This is a genomic window from Polaromonas sp. P1_E1_2 (assembly GCF_056406035.1).
Genome location: NZ_JBFUAZ010000414.1, coordinates 1 through 3,885 on the forward strand (window position 1 = coordinate 1; position 3,885 = coordinate 3,885).

4 protein-coding genes, 1 pseudogene and 1 riboswitch are annotated in these 3,885 nt (G+C 62.6%); of the genes and pseudogenes, 1 reads left to right on the forward strand and 4 read right to left on the reverse strand.

Features of this window, described 5'->3' with window-relative positions:
- From AC1D1P_RS16920 to AC1D1P_RS16930, 3 genes and pseudogenes are all read right to left on the reverse strand, one after another.
- Window positions 1-248: pseudogene (locus AC1D1P_RS16920) on the reverse strand (phosphonate ABC transporter substrate-binding protein); the annotation flags it as partial.
- 297 nt (window positions 249-545) lie between these two features.
- On the reverse strand, window positions 546-1,061 hold the full coding sequence (locus tag AC1D1P_RS16925; RefSeq protein ID WP_477668886.1) for a DinB family protein: 516 nt from the start codon (window positions 1,059-1,061) through the stop codon (window positions 546-548).
- Window positions 1,061-1,267, reverse strand: a complete 207-nt coding sequence (locus AC1D1P_RS16930; RefSeq protein WP_477668885.1) for a DUF1737 domain-containing protein — start codon at window positions 1,265-1,267, stop codon at window positions 1,061-1,063. The genes AC1D1P_RS16925 and AC1D1P_RS16930 overlap by 1 nt, the downstream gene beginning before the upstream one ends.
- A 273-nt stretch (window positions 1,268-1,540) precedes the next feature.
- Here AC1D1P_RS16930 and AC1D1P_RS16935 point away from each other — a divergent pair, with 273 nt between their 5' ends.
- Window positions 1,541-2,140, forward strand: a complete 600-nt coding sequence (locus tag AC1D1P_RS16935) for an OmpW/AlkL family protein (RefSeq protein ID WP_477673770.1) — start codon at window positions 1,541-1,543, stop codon at window positions 2,138-2,140.
- A 65-nt stretch (window positions 2,141-2,205) separates the two neighbouring features.
- Here AC1D1P_RS16935 and AC1D1P_RS16940 read toward each other — a convergent pair whose 3' ends face one another.
- On the reverse strand, window positions 2,206-3,519 hold the full coding sequence (locus AC1D1P_RS16940; RefSeq protein WP_477673771.1) for a D-amino acid dehydrogenase: 1,314 nt from the start codon (window positions 3,517-3,519) through the stop codon (window positions 2,206-2,208).
- 235 nt (window positions 3,520-3,754) lie between these two features.
- Window positions 3,755-3,843: riboswitch (glycine riboswitch) on the reverse strand.
- Between the last annotated feature and the right edge of the window lie 42 nt (window positions 3,844-3,885).

Sequence of the window (3,885 nt, forward strand, 5' to 3'; positions counted from 1 at the left end):
ATGTTTCCGCAGCGTGACAGGTGGCTGAAGTAGTCGCCCCACAAGGCCATGGTTTCGCTCTTGCCATAGGTCTTGGGCATGGCCACGACCATTTTTTCGCGTGGGCCGGAATATTTTTCGGGCGCGGGGGTAGCAGCCGCAGCTTTCGCCTTGCGTGCAGGCTTTGCCTCGTCGGTCTGGGCTGTTGCTGAACCCAGGGCGCAAGCGGCGCTGGCCAATATTGCGGCATGGCGCAGATAAAACTTCATCTTGATCACTCCAGTTGTCTATGAAACCGATACGCAGGAATGCCGGTTTGTGTGCCCTTGGCCGCACAAACCGCGTTCCCAGCCCAATCAGTGTGCATGACGGTGCATCAAAACGAACTTTTTGTTACATTCGAATGAATACCTTCGTGACATAAATCAGCGTATCTGCTTCAGAGGCTGTTGTTTTTTCATTGAAAAGATGGCGCTGGCAACCTGTAAGCGCCTGGGCGGCGGCGAATACTGCGCCTCAGGATACGCGCGTGCTGTGCGGCGGGGGGGGGGGGGGCGGCGGACGCCTCAAGCGGCGAGCGAGGCGTCGATTTTCCCGAGCAGCCATTGCAGCCCGGCCAGGTGCTGCTGGTCGTGGCTGCACAGGTAATGCACCAGGCTGCGCAACGTGAGTGCGCCGTAACCTTCGAATTCCGCCGTACGGCCAAGTTGCCCGGGCGTGATGCCCGACAGCATGGCCATCGTCCGGGTGCGCGCTGCCCGAAACGCCGCGATGGCCTCTTGCGCATCAGCGGCCGCGTAGTCGCGTTGCTTTTCCAGCACGTAGCCGTCCAGTGATTCCAGCACGGGGCTGGCCTCTGACAAGGTGCGCTGAAACCGCACGTGATAGCCGTCAATCTCGATGTCCCTGATGTGGCAGATCTGCGCGAGGGCCGTGAAGTTTTCGCTCGGAATGCCTTCCCACGACGGCGGCGTCCAGCGCTTGTGGCTTTCAGGAATCGCGTCGTAGAACTGCTCCAGCTGGCGCGGAAAATCCGCCATGGCCTGGAGCGTTGCGGGGTTCAGGGGCAGCGCAGGGCTCATCAGCCGGCCTTGCGCAGCGAAGGCCACAGCACCGCCTGCGCCACGATCACGTTCTCGCCATTGAAGGTCGCCGCCGGCGAGCCGTAAAGCTCGTAACCCATGGCAAGCACCTCACTCACCCGGCGGCAAAAGCTCGCGTCATCCGGGCCGGTAAGGAGCCTGTAGGTGGGAAGACCGTCGGGGGGCGTGGTGGCGGGTGATGTCATGGCGGCAAGCGGCTGATGAACGGAGGGCGATATTACCGTGTCCGTGCAGATGCTGCAGGTGTTGTTGGTCGTGACCGCGGAGGTAGTGCGCGCCGACACGCAGGATCCGGGCGCCCGCCAGCCACCGAAGGCGCTACCCCTATTTGAGCTGCCGCAAGGTTTGCGCTGATTGCGTTGACGGCTGGGCCGCATTTGCGCCAGATCAAGCCGCCCAACGGGCCGTAYGGCTCCAATCAATGACGGGAATGTTCCCGTCTCTTCTGTTACTTACCCATGAAAAAGCAAATCATTGCCGCCGCTGCCCTCTGCACCCTTTTGTCGGGTGCCGCTTTTGCCCAAACCGCTGAAGGCCCCTGGCTGGTCCGAGCGCGCGCCGTCCACCTGGACAGCGCCAACGGTGACAGCACCGGCCTCGGGCTGGCCATCAACAACAAGTGGATGCCGGAGTTCGACATCAGCTATTTCCTCAACCCCAACTTCGCAGTCGAGCTGGTGCTGACGGTTCCGCAAAAGCACACGCTGTCGTCCCGCGGCACCGCCATCGGCAGCTTCAAGCACCTGCCGCCCACGCTGATGGCGCAATACCACTTCGACTCGCTGGGTGCGGGCGCCTTCAAGCCCTATGTCGGCGCGGGCGTCAACTACACCCGCTTCAGTGCGGTCAGCCTGCCGGCTGGCGTGGACATCAAACGCAGCAGCTGGGGCCCGGCGTTGCAGGTCGGTGTGGACATTCCCCTCGGCAAGCAGCTGTCCCTGAACTTCGACCTGAAGAAGGTCTACATCCGCACCGACGTGTCTGCGGGTGGCGCCAATATCGGCACGTTCAAGGCCGACCCGGTGTTGTTGGGTGTGGGGCTTGGCTGGCGGTTTTGAGCAGAAAAGGGTGAGACGCCCAAACTTGCGCGTCTCTTCTCGCGGGCGCTTGCGGCGGCGCGGGTTCAGGCCTTCGCCATCCCCGGCAATGCCATCACACGCCCCGGCGCCGGCATGCCGGTAAACGCAAAGTCGACTTCCGGCACGCGCCCGCTCACGATGTCCGCAATCGCCGCGCCCGAGCCGCAGGCATGCGTCCAGCCCAGCGTGCCGTGGCCCGTGTTGAGGAAGACATTGGAGGCCTTGCTTTTGCCGATGTAAGGCACATTGCTCGGCGTGGCCGGCCGCAGGCCCGTCCAGAACTGCGCGCCCTCGCCATCCGTCATCTCGGGAAAGAGCTGCTTCACACGGCGCACGATGGCGTTGCAGCGCACCAGGTTCAGCTCGGTGTTGTAGCCGTTGAGCTCGGCCGTGCCGGCAATGCGCAAGCGGTTGCCAAAACGCGAGAACACCAGCTTGTACTCGTCATCCGTCAGGCTCACCTGGTACGACGCCGCCTCGTTGATCACGGGCAAGGTGACCGAGTAACCCTTGGCCGGGTAGATGCGCAGGCTTTGCCCCAGCACCTTGGCCCACTGCGCGCTGAAGGCGCCCAGGCACATCACATACGCGTCGGCTTTCAGCATCTCGACCTTGCCACCGGCCTCGCCGCTGCCCATCGCCACCTGCACGCCGTTCAGCCGCCCCTGCGCGGCGTCCAGGCCCAGCACCGTCGTGTTGTACAAAAATTTCACACCCGCCTGCTCGCAGCGCATAGCCAGCGCGGCGGTAAACGCGCGGGCGTCGCCTGACTCATCGCTGGGCGTCATGCTGCCGCCCACGATGCTGCCGCGGCATTGCGCCAGCGCGGGCTCAATCGCCACACACTCGTCGGCCGTCTTCATGTTGAGTTCGCAGCCGTGCTCGCGCATGATGCGCGCGGGCTCCTGCGCCGCGTCGTACTCGGCCTGGCTGGTGTAGAAGTGCAGGATGCCTTTGGTCTGCGCGTTGTACAGCAGGCCCAGCTCGGCGCGCAGTTTTTGCAGCGCGCCACGGCTGTACATGCCCAGGTTCACGATCTGCTTGATGTTTTGTGCCGTGCGCGCCGGCGTGCAGTTGCGCAAAAACTCCAGCCCCCACAGCCACTGGTTCACATCGGCGCGCAACCTGAAGAGCAGCGGTGCGTCTTCACGCGCCAGCCATTGCAATACTTTCAGCGGCGCACCCGGGTTGGCCCAGGGCTCCGCGTGGCTCACGGATATTTGCCCGCCATTGGCAAAGCTGGTTTCCATCGCGGCCGCGTTGCGGCGCTCCACCACCGTCACCTCATGGCCGCGTTGCGCCAAATACCAGGCCGTGGTGATACCCGTGACACCAGCCCCCAAAACCATGACTTTCATGGCGATTCCTTTTCATTCAAGCAGAACATTGCAGTTGCGCAAGTGCTGCGGTACCTTGGGGTTGCTTGAATCAAAAAAGAAACGTGGCAACCGCCAAGCCATCACATGCTTGCGGCCGCTTCCACTGTCCTTGTTACCTGAGAGATTCAGCCGGTGCTTTTATGTCGATGACAAGCTTCGGCTTTGCTCCTTCGGTGCGCTGCACCTTGCGTGCGGCGTCTCTCCAGACGGCTGTGTGTTCCGGGCAGTACGGGACCTGAGCGATTATGGAAGTTTGCGCCTTCGGTGGCTGCCTTTGGGGCAGCGCTCTCCTGCTTGAACGGGTTTGAATTTACCACCGAAGCCTGTTTTGCCAAGCGTGAATAG